Source organism: Streptomyces akebiae (genome assembly GCF_019599145.1).
Lineage (GTDB): Bacteria > Actinomycetota > Actinomycetes > Streptomycetales > Streptomycetaceae > Streptomyces > Streptomyces akebiae.
On the sequence record NZ_CP080647.1, the window covers coordinates 6,011,214 to 6,027,106 of the forward strand.

The window sequence follows — 15,893 nt, forward strand, 5'->3', positions numbered from 1 at the left end:
CACATGTCCCCGTCCCCCCTCCCCAACCCCACCGAGCAGGCCGAACAGGCCCTGCGCACAAGGCAGTTGCGTCGTGTGGCGCTGTCCGGACTGCTCGGTACCGCTGTCGAGTTCTACGACTTCCTCGTCTACGGAACGGTCGCCGCGCTGGTGTTCGGCGAGCTGTTCTTCCCCGGTGCGGATCCCGCCGTGGGCACGATCGCCGCGTTCGGCACGTTCGCCGCCGGATACGTCGCCCGTCCGCTGGGCGGGATCGTGTTCGGGCACTTCGGCGACCGGCTCGGCCGCAAGTCGATGCTGCTGCTGACCATGGGACTGATGGGCGGCGCCAGCTTCCTCATCGGCCTGCTGCCCACCTACGAGACCATCGGCGTGTGGGCGCCCGTACTGCTGATCACCCTGCGGGTGCTGCAGGGCATCGCCATCGGCGGCGAGTGGGGCGGCGCCACGCTGATGGTCGTCGAACACGCCGGCGAACGGCGGCGCGGGCTGTGGTCCAGCTTCACGCAGATGGGAGCGCCGCTGGGCTCCCTGCTGTCCTCGCTGGTGGTCACCATGGTCGTGGCGATGCCGCGCGAGCAGTTCGCCGCGTGGGGATGGCGGGTGCCGTTCCTGCTGAGTGTGGTGCTGCTCGGGGTGGGGCTGTTCGTGCGACTGCAGGTCGTGGAGAGCCCGCTGTTCACCCGCGTGAAGAAGGACCGGGGGCAGGCCCGGCTGCCGCTGCTGGAGGTCGTGCGCAGGCCCAGGGCGCTGGTCCTGGCGGCGTGCGTGGGCATCGGCGCGTTCACCGCGCAGTCGCTGCTGACCAGTTATCTGATCTCGTACGCGACCGGGATCGGGTACCCCCGGCCGCAGGTGCTCACCGCGCTGACGGTCTCCGCGGCGGTGGCGCTGGTGGTGCTGCCGTGCGCGTCGGCGCTCTCGGACCGGGTCGGGCGCCGCCCGGTGGTCCTGGCCGGCGCCGTCGCCTCGGCCGCCCTGGCCTTCCCCGTCCTGGCGCTGGTGGACTCCCGCTCGCCGGGCCTGCTGATCCTCGCGGTCGTGCTGGGCCACGGCATCGCCCAGTCGGTGATGTACGGGCCGCTCGGGGCTCTGCTGACCGAGATGTTCGGCACGCGTGTCCGCTACACCGGGGCCTCGCTGGGCTACCAGCTCGCCACGCTGATCGGCGCCGGGTTCTCCCCCATGATCGCCGGAAGCCTGGTCGCCGCCAACGGCGGTTCCGGCACCCCGGTCGCCCTGCTGATCTGCGGCGGCGCCGCGATCACCGCCGTGACCGTGTGGTTCGTACGCGAGACGCACCAGGAGACGCTGGGCGAGGCGGCGGCCCCCGAAGGCGCCAGGAAGCAGGAGGTGGCCTCCTGACGGGTGTCGCGACACCCGTCACGTGCCGTGAACCCCGGTCGAGAGGGGCCGGGGCCCCGGCCCCCGCCCCCTGACCGGGCCCCAACCGCCCCCGTACCCTTGCGCTGTGGAGGACGAGATCCTGGACGCCGAGGTCGTCGACGTGCCGCAGCCGCGGCCGCAGTCGCTGGTGCTCTCCTTCTTCGGCAACCACGTGCTGGACCGGGAGGAGAGCGGCCTCGGGGTGTACTCGGGCAGCATCATCGACGTACTCGGGCGCGTCGGCACGGGCGAGCAGGCCGTGCGATCGACGCTCACGCGGATGGTCAACCGGGGGCTGCTGCGGCGCCAACGCGAGGGCCGGCGGATGTTCTTCGGCCTCACCCCGCACGCGGAGGACATCCTGCGCGACGGCGGCCAGCGCATCTGGCGCGACGGCGCGGTGCACGAGGACTGGGACGGCACCTGGACCCTCCTCGGCTTCTCCCTCCCCGAGTCCTGGCAGCGCCAGCGGCACGACCTGCGCTCCCGGCTCACCTGGTCCGGGTTCGGCGCCCTCTACAGCGGGCTCTGGATCGCCCCCGGGCGGGTGGACGTCCGGGGGATCGTCTCCGAGCTGGGCCTGGACGCGCATGTGAAGGTGTTCCACGCGCAGGCCGACGAGTTCACCGACATCGGTCTGATGATCCGCGAGAGCTGGGACCTGGAGACCCTCGCCGCGGGGTACGTCGCCTTCGACAAGCGGTGGACCACCGCCGAGGTCGCCGAGGCCGACCCGATCGCCACCCGGTTGCGCCTCGTCGCCGAATGGCTGCGCGTCATCCGTACCGACCCGCGCCTGCCCGTGCAGCATCTGCCGGCCGGGTGGCCCGCGCGGCAGGCCCAGGACACCTTCCGGCGCATCGCCGAGCAGACGGCGGGACCGGCCGGACGGATGGCGGCGGACGTTCTGGAAACGACCCCGCTGCGGCCCGCTTCCCTCGAAATTCCGTAGCCGAAACGGAGTTTTGCATTCCATGCGGCGCACCGCCTCCCGGCGCTTCTGCGGTGCTTGCCGATGCCTCTGCTGCGGGTGTGGCTGATATTGTTCTTGGTCTTTCCTTTGTGATGGATATATTCTCGGTTCACTTTTTGTTGTCTCCCGCCGGCTGTTCGGGGAAGCGGGAGTTCGTGCTGTGACCAGGGGGGATCTGGGCCAGTGAGTATCTGCTGAGCCGCTCGGCGCGCTTGTCGGGATTTGTGACGTGCGCCACATAGGCTTTTTGTCGTCCGGTCGGGAGTTCTGCCCGCGTATCTCTGCGCGGATTCCCCGATCGGCCGATTTCCGCTGCGCCGAATCATTCATTTCTTGATTGTCGACCACATATCGCGTATATAGCCGTGCCCGTGCGCAGCCCCTGCCTGACCGCCAGGGGGTGCGGGCGCGATGCCGCCCGCGCTCGGGCGGTCTCCAGGGGGAAAACATATGAAGATCGCATTCCTGATCAACAACGCCTTCGGTATCGGCGGCACGATCCGCTCGACCGCCAACCTGTCGGCCGCGTTCGCCGACCGGCACGACGTGGAGGTCGTCAGCGTCCACCGTTCCCGCGACGAACCCGCCCTCCCGTTCGACCCGCGCGTCCGTCTGACCTCGCTGATCGACCTGCGCGAAGGCAGCCCCGGATTCGAGGGCGACCACCCGCTGACCCAGCGGCCCGGCACGATGTTCCCGTACACCGGGGCCACCGGGAACCTGCCCTACACCGGGCTCCAGGACGAACGCATCGGCGGCTTCCTCGCCGATACCCGGGCCGACGTCGTCATCGCCACCCGCCCCGACCTCAACGGCTATCTCGCCCGCGACGGCCGGCGCCGCTATCTGCGGGTCGGCCAGGAGCACCTCAGCCTCGACCAGTACCGGGAGCCGCTGCGCGGCGACCAGAACCGGGCGATCGGCGGACTCGACGCCTACGTCACCGTCTCCGAGGCCGACGCCGCCCAGTACCGCGCCGCCCTGCCCGACGTGGGCACCACCATCGTGTGCGTCCCCAACGGCGTCCGGGCCCCCGCCGTCGAGCGGTCCACCCTGGACTCCCGGGTCATCGTCGCCGCAGGCCGGCTCATCCCCATCAAGCGGTACGACCGGCTGGTGAACGCCTTCGCCAAGGTCGCCGCCGACCACCCCGGCTGGACCCTGCGGATCTACGGACGCGGCCCGCAGAAGCAGAACCTGCGCGAGCTGATCGACCGCCTCGGGCTGCACGACCGGGTGTTCCTCATGGGAGCGGTCTCCCCGATCGAGACCGAATGGGCCAAGGGCGCCGTCGCCGCCGTCTCCTCCGACATGGAGTCCTTCGGCATGACCATCGTCGAGGCCATGCACTGCGGCGTCCCGGTCGTCGCCACGGACTGCCCGCACGGCCCCGGAGAGATCATCACCCACGGCCAGGACGGCCTCCTCGTCCCGCTCGACGGGGACGTCGACGCCTACGCCGACGCGCTGAACCGCGTCGTCACCGACGAGGCCCTGCGCGAACGGCTCGGCAAGGCGGCCCTCACGAAGGCCGAGAGCTACGCCCCGGCCGTCATCGCCCAACGCTACGAGACCCTCTTCGAGGAGCTCTCCAGGTCCCGGCGCCGCAGATGGGAAGGCGGCGCCGCCCGGCTGAAACGGCTCGCCGCCCTCGCCGTACGTCCCCGCCCCACGAAGGCCGCCCCCGCCGCCGAGGCCGACGGGAGCGCTCCCACACCCACCGCGCACGCCCGCGCCACCGGCGACGGCGGCCTCACCGTCCTCCTCGACCCGGCCGAGCTGCCCGCCGGGCCCCTCGACTTCGTCGCCCGGCTGCGCCGCGACCCCGGCAAGCGGCAGGCGAGGGTGCCGCTGCTGCCGAGCGCCGACGCCCCGGACACCGTGGTGCGGGCGACCCTGCACCCCGCCGAGCACACCCTCGCCGAGGGCCGCTGGGACTGCTACGTCGCGCCGCGCGGCACGAACAAGCGGGTACGGCTGAGCGCACGGCTGGTGGAACAGGCCGCGCTGGTCGGACGGCCGCCGCGGGTCGACCGGCGGGGGGTGGGGGCGTGGATCCCGTACCCGACCGTCGACGGGTTCCTCGCGCTGCGGACGTGGCTGCGGCCCGCGCACGCCGAGATCGACGCCGTCGAGGTGGGGGAGGGAGCGGTGACCGTGACCGGGACGGTCCTCGGGGACGCCGAGTCCGTGACCGCCGCCGTCGCGGAGGGTGCCGTGGTGCGTGTGGCGTCCCGGGTCGACAGCGCGTACGACTTCACCGTGGCCGCCCGGGCCGTGGGGGAGCGGGGGTTCCGGTTCACCGTCCCGTACGGCGAGCTCATGGCTCGGCGGAGCGTCGAGCACGATCTGTGGGATCTGCGGCTGGGGGACGGGAGAGCCGGGGACGTGCCGGTGGGGCGGATCGGGGGTGACGTGGTGGAGCGGCGGAAGACCGATCTGGTGCCCGGGCAGGTGTTCGAGCACGGTGAGCGGGGGTGGACGCGGGTGCGGCCGTACTTCACCGTGAACAACGAGCTGGCGCTCAGTGCGAAGGATGTGGACGAGGGCGCCTGAGGGGGCGGGGGCGGGGGTTCCGGGTGCGTGGTCGGGTGCGGGTGAGTGGGGGCCGGTCGCGCAGTTCCCCGCGCCCCTGAAAAGCAGGGGCTGCGCCCCGTGCTTTTCAGGCCCGCAGGGCCTGGGCTTCCAGGGGCGCGGGGAACTGCGCGAGAAGCCCCACCCACCCGCACCCGACCACGCACCGCACCCGACCACGCACCCCCAAGCTCAACTCTTCCGGTGGCCGATCAGCCGCGGCTTCTGGTTCAGGCCGTCCAGCCCGTGCCACGCCAGGTTCACCAGATGCGCCGCCACCTCCGCCTTCTTCGGCCGGCGGACATCCAGCCACCACTGGCCGGTCAGGGCGACCATGCCGACCAGCGCCTGCGCGTACAGCGGCGCGAGCTTCGGGTCGAAGCCGCGGCTCTTGAACTCGCGGCCGAGGATGTCCTCCACCTGCGTGGCGATGTCGGAGATCAGCGACGCGAAGGAACCCGTGGACTGCGGGATCGGGGAGTCGCGGACCAGGATGCGGAAACCGTCCGTGTACTCCTCGATGAAGTCGAGGAGCGCGAACGCGGCCTGTTCGAGCAGTTCACGCGGGTGCCCGGCCGTCAGCGAACTGGTCACCATGTCCAGCAGCCGGCTCATCTCGCGGTCCACCACCACCGCGTACAGCCCTTCCTTGCCGCCGAAGTGCTCGTACACCACCGGCTTGGACACCCCGGCCTTCGCCGCGATCTCCTCCACCGACGTGGCCTCGAAGCCCTTCGCGGCGAACAGCGCGCGCCCGACCTCCAGCAACTGCGCACGGCGCTCGGCGCCCGTCATCCGGGTGCGGCGCACACGCCGCGGCTTGTCGTTGCTCGGGGTGCTGCTGGAGTCGGTCGCCACGGCGTCAATCATGCCGCCTCGGCGGACGCCTTCCGCTGCCGGGAGCCGTCCTCACCCATGTTGCGCCTGGAATCGATACGCGAGCGTGACGGCCAGCGGACGTCGTACGCCCAGCCGAACACCTCGAACCACCGGATCAGCCGTGCGGAGGAGTCCAACTGGCCGCGCTCCACCCCGTGCCGGGCGGAGGTGGGGTCGGCGTGGTGGAGGTTGTGCCACGACTCGCCGCAGGAAAGGACCGCCAGCCACCAGACGTTGCCCGAGCGGTCGCGGGACTTGAAGGGGCGCTTGCCGACCGCGTGGCAGATCGAGTTGATCGACCAGGTCACGTGGTGCAGCAGGGCCACCCGCACGAGCGAGCCCCAGAAGAACGCGGTGAACGCGCCCCACCACGACATCGTCACCAGCCCGCCGATCAGCGGCGGAAGAGCGAGGGAGAGGGCCGTCCAGAAGATGAACTGGCGGGAGACCGCCCGGAGCGCCGGGTCCTTGATCAGGTCCGGTGCGTACTTCTCCTGCGAGGTCTGCTCCTCGTCGAACATCCAGCCGATGTGGGCCCACCACAGGCCCTTCAACAGGGCGGGGAGCGTGTCGCCGTAGCGCCACGGCGAGTGCGGGTCGCCCTCGGCGTCGGAGAACCTGTGGTGCTTGCGGTGGTCGGCCACCCAGCGCACCAGCGGACCCTCGACCGCCATCGAACCGGCGATCGCCAGGGCGATCTTCAACGGGCGCTTGGCCTTGAACGAACCGTGCGTGAAGTGCCGGTGGAAACCGATCGTGATGCCGTGGCAGCCCAGGTAGTAGAAGAACACCAGCAGGCCGAGATCCAGCCAGCTCACGCCCCAGCCCCAGGCCAGCGGCACCGCCGCGAGGAGGGCGAGGAAGGGGACGGTGATGAAGAGGAGCAGGGTGATCTGCTCGATCGAACGCTTCTGCTCGCCGCCCAGCGTGGCCGACGAGGTGGGGGAGTCGGTCGCTGCGGAGTCTGGAGAAACGGTCACATTCGGTGCGTCTTCGATCACATCGGACCTTGAGCTCATGGGGCGTCCCCTGGGGGGTCGAGGGTGGAGAGCGGGGGGAGATGCCTGCGGCCACAGGGTGCGGGGGAGACCTGTCGACTCTCCCTACGGTTCCGTAACCTACGGCATCGTAAGTATGGCAGCGTGGTGCCGGGCGGCAAGGGCCCGCCGGTCTGCGCGTCCAGGTGTAACGCGCGGGCCGGGTGGACAGGTGGCACTCAGTGCCGCAAAAGTGGCACCCGTCGCCGAGGGCGCCCAGGTGGACGCCTATCCTGGACTCGTTCGGACAGCGCGGTCCGCTCTGAATCCTGCCCGGCCGCCGGGCCGCCACCGCGGCCACACCGCCGGACCCCCACCCGGGTTCCCCTCAGCCGAGCTTCAACACTGCAAGGAGCCGCACCTGTGAGCAGTGCCGACGACCAGACCACCACGGTCAGCAGCGAGCTGCGCGCCGACATCCGGCGCCTGGGTGACCTACTGGGCGAGACCCTCGTACGACAGGAGGGCCCCGAACTCCTGGAACTCGTCGAGCGCGTCCGCCGCCTGACCCGCGAGGACGGTGAAGCCGCCGCCGACCTGCTGCGCGGCACCGAACTGGACACCGCCGCCAAGCTGGTCCGGGCCTTCTCCACCTACTTCCACCTGGCCAACGTCACCGAACAGGTGCACCGAGGCCGCGAGCTGAGGGCACGGCGTGCCGCCGAGGGAGGCCTCCTCTCCCGTACGGCCGATCGCCTGAAGGACGCCGACCCCGACCACCTGCGCGAGACCGTCCGGAACCTCAACGTCCGCCCCGTCTTCACCGCCCACCCCACCGAGGCCGCACGCCGGTCGGTCCTCAACAAGCTCCGGCGCATCGCCGCGCTGCTGGAGACCCCGGTCATCGAGTCCGACCGCCGCCGCTACGACACCCGGCTCGCCGAGAACATCGACCTGGTGTGGCAGACGGACGAACTCCGGGTCGTCCGCCCCGAGCCCGCCGACGAGGCCCGCAACGCCATCTACTACCTCGACGAACTGCACGCGGGCGCCGTCGGCGACGTCCTGGAGGACCTGACCGCCGAACTGGAACGCGTCGGCGTCACCATCCCCGACGCCACCCGCCCCCTCACCTTCGGCACCTGGATCGGCGGCGACCGCGACGGCAACCCCAACGTCACCCCCCAGGTGACCTGGGACGTCCTCATCCTCCAGCACGAACACGGCATCAACGACGCCCTCGAACTCATCGACGAACTGCGCGGCTTCCTCTCCAACAGCATCCGCTACACGGGCGCGACCGAGGAACTGCTGACCTCCCTCCAGGCCGACCTGGAGGCCCTGCCCGAGATCAGCCCCCGCTACAAGCGCCTCAACGCCGAGGAGCCCTACCGGCTCAAGGCCACCTGCATCCGGCAGAAGCTGGAGAACACCAAGCAGCGCCTCGCCAAGGGCATCCCGCACGAGGACGGCCGCGACTACCTCGGCACCGCCGAACTCCTGCGCGACCTCACCCTCATCCAGACCTCCCTGCGCGAACACCGAGGCGGCCTCTTCGCCGACGGCCGGATGAACCGCACCATCCGCACCCTCTCCGCCTTCGGCCTCCAGCTCGCCACCATGGACGTCCGCGAACACGCCGACGCCCACCACCACGCCCTCGGCCAGCTCTTCGACCGACTCGGCGAGGAGTCCTGGCGCTACGAGGACATGCCCCGCGAGTACCGCCACAAGCTCCTCGCCCGCGAACTCAGGTCGAGGCGGCCCCTGGCCCCCACGCCCGCACCGCTGGACGCCGCCGGCGCCAAGACCCTCGGCGTCTTCGAGACCGTCAAGAAGGCGCTCGCCGTCTTCGGCCCCGAGGTCATCGAGTCGTACATCATCTCGATGTGCCAGGGCGCCGACGACGTCTTCGCCGCCACGGTCCTCGCCCGCGAGGCCGGCCTCATCGACCTCCACGCCGGCTGGGCCAAGATCGGCATCGTCCCGCTGCTGGAGACCACCGACGAGCTCAAGGCCGCCGACACGATCCTGGAGGAGATGCTCGCCGACCCCTCCTACCGGCGCCTCGTCTCCCTGCGCGGCGACGTCCAGGAGGTCATGCTCGGCTACTCCGACTCGTCGAAGTTCGGCGGCATCACCACGAGCCAGTGGGAGATCCACCGGGCACAGCGCCGCCTGCGCGACGTCGCCCACCGCTACGGCGTACGCCTGCGCCTCTTCCACGGCCGCGGCGGCACCGTCGGCCGCGGCGGCGGCCCCTCCCACGACGCGATCCTCGCGCAGCCCTGGGGCACGCTGGAAGGCGAGATCAAGGTCACCGAACAGGGCGAGGTCATCTCCGACAAGTACCTCGTCCCCTCCCTGGCCCGCGAGAACCTGGAACTGACGGTCGCCGCCACCCTCCAGGCCTCCGCCCTGCACACCGCCCCCCGCCAGTCCGAGGACGCCCTGGCCCGCTGGGACGCGGCCATGGACGTCGTGTCGGACGCCGCGCACGCCGCGTACCGCAAGCTCGTCGAGGACCCGGACCTGCCGACGTACTTCCTCGCGTCGACGCCGGTGGACCAGCTCGCCGACCTGCACCTCGGCTCACGGCCCTCCCGCCGCCCCGGCTCGGGCGTCTCCCTCGACGGACTGCGGGCCATCCCGTGGGTCTTCGGCTGGACCCAGTCACGACAGATCGTGCCCGGCTGGTTCGGTGTGGGCTCCGGCCTGAAGGCGCTGCGCGAAGCCGGCCTGGACACCGTGCTCGACGAGATGCACGAGCAGTGGCACTTCTTCCGCAACTTCCTCTCCAACGTCGAGATGACGCTGGCCAAGACGGACCTGCGGATCGCCCAGCACTACGTCGACACCCTCGTCCCCGACGAGCTCAAGCACGTCTTCGACACCATCCGGGCCGAACACGAGCTGACCGTCCGCGAGGTCCTGCGCATCACCGGCGAGGACAAACTGCTCGACGCCAACCCCGTCCTCCAGCAGACCTTCTCCATCCGCGACGCCTACCTCGACCCGATCTCCTACCTCCAGGTCGCCCTCCTCAAGCGCCAGCGCGACGCCGCCGCCGCCGGAGAGGAAGCCGATCCGCTGCTCGCGCGGGCGTTGCTGCTCACGGTCAACGGGGTGGCGGCCGGGCTGCGCAACACGGGCTGACCACTTCGGAGGGTCCGTACGCGGCTGACGGCCGGTGGGGCTACTCGCGCAGTTCCCCGCGCCCCTGAAAAGCACGGGCTGCGCCCCGTGCTTTCCAGGCCGCAGGGCCTGGGCTCTTAGGGGCGCGGGGAACTGCGCGACCAGCCCCCACCGGCCGTCAGCCGCGAACCGGCCTCACAGCGCCACCCACGCCGCCGTGATCAGCGCGACGCCCAGCCCGCCCAGCACCCACGCCGACCGCACCATCCGCAACCCACCCGCCACGACCACCGCCGCCAACAACAGCGCCCCACCGAGCGGCACCCAGGCATGCAGCAGGCCCGCCGGACCCGTCCGTACGACATCACTGCTGCCCGGCTTCACGACCACGGTGTACGTCTCACCCGTCTCCACCGCCACCGACCGCTCGATGTCGACCCGATCCCGGGACCGCGACCCCGTCGACACCGGCTCGTACGGCCCCCAGCAGGTCTCGCCCTGGCACCGGGACACGGTCATCGTGCCCTGCTCGCGCCCCTTGCTCAGCATCACGTGCTGGGCACAGCCCCAGGAACCCCAGACCCCGGCGATCAGGAGCAGCACCACCAGCCCGCCCATGGCCGCCAGCCGCCCGTACCGCAGCGCGGCCGACGCACCACCGCCGCTCGGGCGCGCACGGCGCCGCGAACGGTGAGCGGGGGCTTTGCGGTCAGGCATGGCGGGGATCATTGGCCATGGCACCGCAGTCGGTCAACTCCCGCAGGCCAGCGCGCGATGACGGACGAAACGGGATATGTACGTCAACACCTCAGGAGTTGTACGTCCCCTGCGCCCGCTCCAACCCCTCGATCACCAGACACTCCACCGCGTCCGCCGCCCGGTCCACGAAGTAGTCCAACTCCTTGCGCTCCGAGGCGGAGAAGTCCTTCAGCACGAAGTCCGCGACCTGCATCCGACCCGGCGGCCGACCGATCCCGAACCGCACCCGGTGATAGTCCGACCCCATCGCCTTCGTCATCGACTTCAGCCCGTTGTGACCGTTGTCACCACCGCCGAGCTTCAACCGCAACATGCCGTAATCGATGTCCAACTCGTCATGCACCGCGACGATGTTCCCCACCGGCACCTTGTAGAAGTCCCGCAACGCGGTCACCGGCCCACCCGACAGATTCATGTACGACATCGGCTTGGCCAGGATCACCCGACGATTCCCCGGCCCCGGCGGCCCGATCCGCCCCTCGACCACCTGCGCCTGCGCCTTCCCGGCCCGCTTGAACCTCCCCCCGATCCGCTCGGCCAGCAGATCGGCCACCATGAACCCCACGTTGTGCCGGTTCGCCGCGTACTCGGGCCCAGGATTGCCCAGCCCGGCAATCAGCCACGGGGCACTCGGATCGGTCGTCACGTCCATGTCTCCTTGATACGCGCCAGCCGCCGCTCCCACGAGGGAAGCGGCGGCTGACGAACCGATGACAGAGCCGAGGCTCAGGCCTGCGCGGCCTCGTCGCCCTCGGCGGCCTCCTCCGACGGCTCCTCCGCCTGAGCGGCCAGAACCTGGAGAACGACGGTGTCCCCGTCGACACCCAGCTTGGTGCCCGACGGCAGCGGGATGTCCTTGGCGAGAACGGAGTCACCAGCCGCCAGACCCTCGACGGACACCGTGACCGACTCGGGAATGTGGGTGGCCTCGGCCTCGACCGGCAGCGCGTTCAGGACGTGCTCCAGCAGGTTGCCACCCGGGGCCAGCTCACCCTCCGTGTGCACGAAGATCTCGACGTTGACCTTCTCGCCACGCTGAACCAGCTGCAGGTCCACGTGCTCCAGGAAACCCTTGATCGGGTCACGCTGCACGGACTTCGGGATCGCCAGCTCACTGGTCTTGCCGTCGATGTCCAGGGAGATCAGGACGTTCGGCGTACGCAGCGCCAGCAGCAGGTCGTGACCCGGCAGCGTCAGGTGCAGCGGGTCGGAACCGTGACCGTAGAGAACACCGGGAACCTTCGAGTCACGACGGATACGGCGGGCGGCACCCTTGCCGAACTCGGTGCGCGTCGACGCGGTGAGCTTCACCTCGGACATGATCACTCCTCGTACATAGGAACGGACGTGGTCACCCGGCCACGAACGGCCTGCTACGAAGAGCGCGTCGATAACGGACAGCCGCACCACCGTCCTGAGACGGAAACGCGTACGGCCTCCCTCGCCGAGCAACTCGCGCAGTCTACTCGGAGAGAAAGGCCGTACCCAAAACGATCTCCGGCCGGCGCCGGCGACCCCTAGTGCTCGTCGAAGAGGCTCGTCACCGAACCGTCCTCGAACACCTCACGCACCGCGCTCGCGATCGTCGGCGCGATCGACAACACCGTGATCTTGTCCAGCTCCAGCTCACCCGGGGTCGGCAGCGAGTCCGTGAACACGAACTCACTCACCTTCGAGTTCTTCAGCCGATCCGCCGCCGGACCCGACAGCACACCATGCGTCGCCGTCACGATGACATCCTCCGCACCGTGCGCGAACAACGCGTCCGCCGCCGCGCAGATGGTGCCACCGGTGTCGATCATGTCGTCCACCAGGACACACACCCGACCCTTGACCTCACCCACGACCTCATGGACGGTCACCTGGTTCGCCACGTCCTTGTCACGCCGCTTGTGCACGATGGCGAGCGGCGCACCCAGACGGTCGCACCAACGGTCCGCCACCCGCACCCGGCCCGCGTCCGGCGAGACCACCGTCAGCTTGTTCCGGTCCACCTTCGCACCCACGTAGTCCGCGAGCAGCGGCAGCGCGAACAGATGGTCCACGGGCCCGTCGAAGAAGCCCTGGATCTGATCCGTGTGCAGATCCACGGCCAGGATCCGGTCCGCGCCCGCCGTCTTCATCATGTCCGCGACCAGACGCGCCGAGATTGGTTCACGACCACGGTGCTTCTTGTCCTGCCGCGCGTAACCGTAGAACGGCACGATGACGGTGATCGAACGGGCCGACGCACGCTTCAACGCGTCGATCATGATCAACTGCTCCATGATCCACTTGTTGATCGGAGCCGTGTGGCTCTGAATCAGGAAGCAGTCCGCACCACGTGCCGACTCCTCGTAGCGGACATAGATCTCACCATTCGCGAAGTCGAAGGCCTTCGTCGGGACAACCCCGACACCCAACTGCTGGGCGATCTCCTCGGCAAGCTCGGGGTGGGCGCGGCCGGAGAAGAACATCATCTTCTTCTCGCCGGTCGTCTTGATCCCGGTCACAGCACTGTCTCCTCAGAGGTTCTCAGCCGGGCAGGCGGACATCGCAGGCTCAGCTGGGGTGCGGGTATGCACTTATCACGGTACGACGTCCTTGGCGCACCTGTTTCCAGTCAGCTTTCGCTCTCGCCCTCCCGAGACGCCGCCTCGGCAGCCTTCGCCGACGCGCTCCCCGGACGCTTACGTGCCACCCAACCCTCGATATTCCGCTGCTGGCCACGGGCCACAGCCAGCGAACCGGGCGGCACATCCTTCGTGATCACGGACCCGGCGGCGGTGTACGCACCGTCCCCGACCGTGACAGGCGCCACAAACATGTTGTCCGAACCCGTCTTGCAGTGCGAGCCGACGGTCGTGTGGTGCTTGTTCTCACCGTCGTAGTTCACGAACACACTCGCCGCACCGATGTTCGAGTACTCACCGATCGTCGCGTCACCCACGTACGACAGATGCGGAACCTTCGTCCCCTCGCCGATGTTCGCGTTCTTGGTCTCGACATACGTGCCGATCTTCGACTTCAGCCCGAGCCGCGTGCCCGGACGCAAGTACGCGTACGGTCCCACAGTCGCCTGCGGCCCGACCTCGGCGCCGTCGGCGACGGTGTTGTCGACACGCGCGCCGGCCCCGACCCGCGTGTCCTTCAGCCGCGAGTTCGGCCCGACCTCCGCGCCCTCAGCGAGATGCGTCGCCCCGAGCAACTGAGTACCGGGGTGGACGACGGCGTCCTGCTCGAACGTCACCGTGACGTCGACCCACGTGGTGGCAGGATCGATCACGGTCACCCCGGCCAGCATCGCCCCGGTCAGCAGCCGGTCGTTCAGGATGCGGCGGGCCTCCGAGAGCTGCACACGGTTGTTGATCCCCGCGATCTCACGGTGATCACCGGCGACGGAGGCACCGACCCGGTGCCCCGCCTCGCGCAGGATCCCCAGGACGTCCGTCAGGTACTCCTCGCCCTGACTGTTGTCCGTCCTGACCTTCCCGAGGGCGTCCGCGAGCAGCTGGCCGTCGAACGCGAACACCCCGGAGTTGATCTCGCGGATCGCGCGCTGCGACTCGGTGGCGTCCTTGTGCTCCACGATCGCGGTGACGGCACCGCTCGCCCCGTCACGCACGATCCGGCCGTAACCGGTGGCGTCCGGGACCTCGGCGGTCAGCACCGTCACGGCGTTGCCGTCGGCCGAGTGGGTGGCCGCGAGCGCCTGGAGGGTGGCGCCGGTGAGCAGCGGGGTGTCACCGCAGACGACGACCACGGTCCCGTCGACGACACCGCCCAGCTCCTCCAGGCCCATCCGTACGGCGTGCCCCGTGCCGTTCTGCTCCGCCTGGACCGCCGTACGGACACCGGGGTCGATCTCCGCGAGGTGCGCGGTGACCTGCTCGCGGGCGTGCCCCACGACGACGACCAGGTTCTCGGGGTCCAACTCGCGCGCGGCGGCGAGGACGTGGCCCACCAGGGAGCGGCCACAGATGCTGTGCAGAACCTTCGGTGTGGCCGACTTCATACGGGTGCCCTCACCCGCTGCGAGGACGACGACGGCTGCCGGGCGGGTTGCGCTCACGGGGATGCCCTTCGGCTGTGGGTGCGGTGGGGGTTGACATCCGCAGGATACCGGGGCGTTGTGAGGGGGAAATGTGAGCGGGTCCTGACCCGTGTTGCTGGGGTCAGGACCCGAACCAGGCAGCTCCGCCGCTAGGACTCGAACCTAGACCGAACATCTCCAAAGGATGCCGTGCTGCCAATTACACTACGGCGGATAGCTGCCCTAAACCCTACCCGAGCCGAACCGCGACGTCCGCAGCAATCCCCTTCCACCAGCCTTCGATTCGGCAGTACAAGTCGCCTCCCTGCTGCACCCTGATGACAAGGCAGCCTCGATAGTCCTCACCGGTGTTCTTCCGGACGGTCTTCGGGTTGTGCTTCTTGAGCGTGGTCGGCTGGAGCACCTCGGGGTCGACGCCCACCAGATCCGCCCAGTAGCTCTCGGCCACGGGGACGTCGGCGCTTTCATGGATCATCACGCGGAAGCGTAGGCGTCTGCGCTCCACGCCCAGCAGATCGAGCCAGGCCAGGAAGGCGTTGATCATGTCAGGGTCGCTGTTGACGAAGTTGACGGTCTCGCGGCGCGCGTACGGCTTGCTCTTCGCGCCTTCCGCCCAGTAGAGCCCGATGCCCAGGACGAACAGCTCACGGTCGGTCAGGTTGCCGAGCTCTTTGGTGGCGCCTGCCTTGACATTCCTGCGATCGGCCGCCTGGGCTTGGCGGACGACGGCCAGACCTTCCCGCATGAGCGCCTGCTGTTCCTCCGGGGTGTAACGCGGCTCCGGCTTCGGCAGATCTCGTACCCACAGTGAGATCGAACTCTTCGAGCAGCCCAGCTCCACCTGGATCTGGTCGTACGTCCAGCCCTGGAGGCGTAGCTCCCTCGCCCTTGCCCTGAGGTCGTCCTTCGCGTTGGGGCGCTTGGTCCACTCCGGCGGCGGCTCGCCTTCCAGGAGGCGGTTGAGGATGTCGTTGTTGTCGACGTGAAGCCGGTCGCGGATCTGGCGGCGGCTGAGGCCCTCGCGGCGCAGCGCGACTGCTCGCTCCCGCAGCCCCTCGAAGTCGGCGTACTTGCTGTGTGAATGTGCCATGGGCATACCGTCCGGGCGGAATGCGGGGTTCCGGGGTCGAACGGTCGGCGATTCAGCTGTTCGAGGGATACCGGGCGGTTTCGCTTC

The 15,893-nt window shown here is 69.6% G+C and carries 12 protein-coding genes and 1 tRNA gene; 4 read left to right on the forward strand and 9 right to left on the reverse strand.

The window, feature by feature from the left end:
- Window positions 1-3 precede the first annotated feature (3 nt).
- The 3 genes from K1J60_RS26025 (at window position 4) to K1J60_RS26035 (ending at window position 4,915) form a co-directional block, all read left to right on the forward strand.
- The gene (locus K1J60_RS26025; protein WP_220648299.1) at window positions 4-1,365 is read left to right on the forward strand and encodes an MFS transporter; all 1,362 of its coding nucleotides are present in this window, start codon (window positions 4-6) and stop codon (window positions 1,363-1,365) included.
- A 106-nt stretch (window positions 1,366-1,471) separates the two neighbouring features.
- Window positions 1,472-2,338, forward strand: a complete 867-nt coding sequence (locus tag K1J60_RS26030) for a PaaX family transcriptional regulator (protein ID WP_220648300.1) — start codon at window positions 1,472-1,474, stop codon at window positions 2,336-2,338.
- Window positions 2,339-2,809: 471 nt separating this feature from the next.
- Window positions 2,810-4,915, forward strand: coding sequence for a glycosyltransferase family 4 protein (locus K1J60_RS26035; RefSeq protein ID WP_220648301.1), 2,106 nt, complete (start codon window positions 2,810-2,812; stop codon window positions 4,913-4,915).
- Window positions 4,916-5,125: 210 nt separating this feature from the next.
- Here the strand turns inward: K1J60_RS26035 and K1J60_RS26040 are convergent, their stop codons facing one another.
- Window positions 5,126-5,803 (reverse strand): TetR/AcrR family transcriptional regulator, encoded by a 678-nt coding sequence (locus K1J60_RS26040; RefSeq protein ID WP_033524913.1) that lies wholly within the window; start codon window positions 5,801-5,803, stop codon window positions 5,126-5,128.
- The gene (locus K1J60_RS26045) at window positions 5,800-6,831 is read right to left on the reverse strand and encodes an acyl-CoA desaturase (protein ID WP_220648302.1); all 1,032 of its coding nucleotides are present in this window, start codon (window positions 6,829-6,831) and stop codon (window positions 5,800-5,802) included. Before K1J60_RS26045 ends, K1J60_RS26040 begins: the two co-directional genes overlap by 4 nt.
- 381 nt (window positions 6,832-7,212) lie before the next feature.
- Between K1J60_RS26045 and ppc the strand changes: the two genes are divergently transcribed.
- Window positions 7,213-9,945 carry a phosphoenolpyruvate carboxylase gene (gene ppc, locus K1J60_RS26050; RefSeq protein ID WP_220648303.1) on the forward strand — a complete coding sequence of 911 codons (2,733 nt, stop codon included), beginning with the start codon at window positions 7,213-7,215 and terminating at the stop codon, window positions 9,943-9,945.
- Window positions 9,946-10,119: 174 nt separating this feature from the next.
- Here the strand turns inward: ppc and K1J60_RS26055 are convergent, their stop codons facing one another.
- The 7 genes from K1J60_RS26055 to K1J60_RS26085 all read right to left on the reverse strand — a co-directional run bounded on the left by K1J60_RS26055 (window position 10,120) and on the right by K1J60_RS26085 (window position 15,806).
- Window positions 10,120-10,653, reverse strand: coding sequence for a hypothetical protein (locus K1J60_RS26055; protein ID WP_220648304.1), 534 nt, complete (start codon window positions 10,651-10,653; stop codon window positions 10,120-10,122).
- A 79-nt stretch (window positions 10,654-10,732) separates the two neighbouring features.
- A complete protein-coding gene (pth, locus tag K1J60_RS26060) occupies window positions 10,733-11,335 on the reverse strand; it encodes an aminoacyl-tRNA hydrolase (RefSeq protein WP_220648305.1) in 603 nt (200 codons plus the stop codon).
- Between the two features lie 74 nt (window positions 11,336-11,409).
- Entirely contained in the window at window positions 11,410-12,003 is a 594-nt protein-coding gene (locus K1J60_RS26065; RefSeq protein WP_220648306.1) for a 50S ribosomal protein L25/general stress protein Ctc, read from the reverse strand.
- 197 nt (window positions 12,004-12,200) lie between these two features.
- Window positions 12,201-13,175 (reverse strand): ribose-phosphate diphosphokinase, encoded by a 975-nt coding sequence (locus K1J60_RS26070; protein WP_033524907.1) that lies wholly within the window; start codon window positions 13,173-13,175, stop codon window positions 12,201-12,203.
- Window positions 13,176-13,285: 110 nt separating this feature from the next.
- The gene (glmU, locus tag K1J60_RS26075) at window positions 13,286-14,734 is read right to left on the reverse strand and encodes a bifunctional UDP-N-acetylglucosamine diphosphorylase/glucosamine-1-phosphate N-acetyltransferase GlmU (RefSeq protein ID WP_220648307.1); all 1,449 of its coding nucleotides are present in this window, start codon (window positions 14,732-14,734) and stop codon (window positions 13,286-13,288) included.
- Window positions 14,735-14,857: 123 nt separating this feature from the next.
- Window positions 14,858-14,930, reverse strand: a tRNA-Gln gene (locus K1J60_RS26080).
- Window positions 14,931-14,945: 15 nt separating this feature from the next.
- Window positions 14,946-15,806, reverse strand: a complete 861-nt coding sequence (locus K1J60_RS26085) for a helix-turn-helix domain-containing protein (protein WP_220648308.1) — start codon at window positions 15,804-15,806, stop codon at window positions 14,946-14,948.
- Between the last annotated feature and the right edge of the window lie 87 nt (window positions 15,807-15,893).

Bases quoted from the DNA above. Each gene is read 5' to 3' on its own strand.
- K1J60_RS26025 (WP_220648299.1), top strand. From the start codon at position 4: ATGTCCCCGTCCCCCCTCCCCAACCCCACCGAGCAGGCCGAACAGGCC.
- K1J60_RS26035 (WP_220648301.1), top strand. From the start codon at position 2,810: ATGAAGATCGCATTCCTGATCAACAACGCCTTCGGTATCGGCGGCACG.
- K1J60_RS26040 (WP_033524913.1), bottom strand. From the start codon at position 5,803: ATGATTGACGCCGTGGCGACCGACTCCAGCAGCACCCCGAGCAACGAC.
- K1J60_RS26045 (WP_220648302.1), bottom strand. From the start codon at position 6,831: ATGAGCTCAAGGTCCGATGTGATCGAAGACGCACCGAATGTGACCGTT.
- K1J60_RS26055 (WP_220648304.1), bottom strand. From the start codon at position 10,653: ATGATCCCCGCCATGCCTGACCGCAAAGCCCCCGCTCACCGTTCGCGG.
- pth (WP_220648305.1), bottom strand. From the start codon at position 11,335: ATGGACGTGACGACCGATCCGAGTGCCCCGTGGCTGATTGCCGGGCTG.
- K1J60_RS26065 (WP_220648306.1), bottom strand. From the start codon at position 12,003: ATGTCCGAGGTGAAGCTCACCGCGTCGACGCGCACCGAGTTCGGCAAG.
- K1J60_RS26085 (WP_220648308.1), bottom strand. From the start codon at position 15,806: ATGGCACATTCACACAGCAAGTACGCCGACTTCGAGGGGCTGCGGGAG.